General features: G+C 33.0%; 2 protein-coding genes. Both read right to left on the reverse strand.

Annotation, left to right across the window (positions count from 1 at the left end; all coding sequences use genetic code 11):
- Nucleotides 1-77 precede the first annotated feature (77 nt).
- Nucleotides 78-815, reverse strand: coding sequence for a 23S rRNA (adenine(2058)-N(6))-methyltransferase Erm(B) (erm(B), locus tag DW195_RS10250; RefSeq protein WP_002292226.1), 738 nt, complete (start codon nt 813-815; stop codon nt 78-80).
- Nucleotides 816-960: 145 nt separating this feature from the next.
- Nucleotides 961-1,044 (reverse strand): 23S rRNA methyltransferase attenuation leader peptide, encoded by an 84-nt coding sequence (locus tag DW195_RS10255; RefSeq protein ID WP_001865637.1) that lies wholly within the window; start codon nt 1,042-1,044, stop codon nt 961-963.
- Between the last annotated feature and the right edge of the window lie 150 nt (nt 1,045-1,194).

The raw sequence follows: 1,194 nt of genomic DNA on the forward strand, positions 1-1,194 counted from the left end.
TGCGGGAGCGTGCCGTCAGCTCAATGTGTTCGGTTGAGATCGGAAATCAACCAAATTTAAAAAAGCGACTCATAGAATTATTTCCTCCCGTTAAATAATAGATAACTATTAAAAATAGACAATACTTGCTCATAAGTAACGGTACTTAAATTGTTTACTTTGGCGTGTTTCATTGCTTGATGAAACTGATTTTTAGTAAACAGTTGACGATATTCTCGATTGACCCATTTTGAAACAAAGTACGTATATAGCTTCCAATATTTATCTGGAACATCTGTGGTATGGCGGGTAAGTTTTATTAAGACACTGTTTACTTTTGGTTTAGGATGAAAGCATTCCGCTGGCAGCTTAAGCAATTGCTGAATCGAGACTTGAGTGTGCAAGAGCAACCCTAGTGTTCGGTGAATATCCAAGGTACGCTTGTAGAATCCTTCTTCAACAATCAGATAGATGTCAGACGCATGGCTTTCAAAAACCACTTTTTTAATAATTTGTGTGCTTAAATGGTAAGGAATACTCCCAACAATTTTATACCTCTGTTTGTTAGGGAATTGAAACTGTAGAATATCTTGGTGAATTAAAGTGACACGAGTGTTCAGTTTTAATTTTTCTGACGATAAGTTGAATAGATGACTGTCTAATTCAATAGACGTTACCTGTTTACTTATTTTAGCCAGTTTCGTCGTTAAATGCCCTTTACCTGTTCCAATTTCGTAAACGGTATCGGTTTCTTTTAAATTCAATTGTTTTATTATTTGGTTGAGTACTTTTTCACTCGTTAAAAAGTTTTGAGAATATTTTATATTTTTGTTCATGTAATCACTCCTGAAGTGATTACATCTGTAAATAAATACATTACATCTGTAAATAAATACAGAAGTTAAACGATTTGTTTGTAATCTTAGTTATCTGTTTAAAAAGTCATAAGATTAGTCACTGGTAGGAATTAATCTAACATATTTATTTATCTGTGTAATCACTGTTTTTAGTCTGTTTCAAAACAGTAGATGTTTTATCTACATTACGCATTTGGAATACCAACATGACGAATCCCTCCTTCTTAATTACAAATTTTTAGCATCTAATTTAACTTCAATTCCTATTATACACAAAATTTTAAGATACTGCAATATCAACACACCCTTGATTATCAACTTTATCCGAACACCTCCCACATTCATCCGTACATGTGCG

The sequence above is a fragment of the Collinsella sp. AM17-1 genome (genome assembly GCF_003470665.1).
Lineage (GTDB): Bacteria > Actinomycetota > Coriobacteriia > Coriobacteriales > Coriobacteriaceae > Collinsella.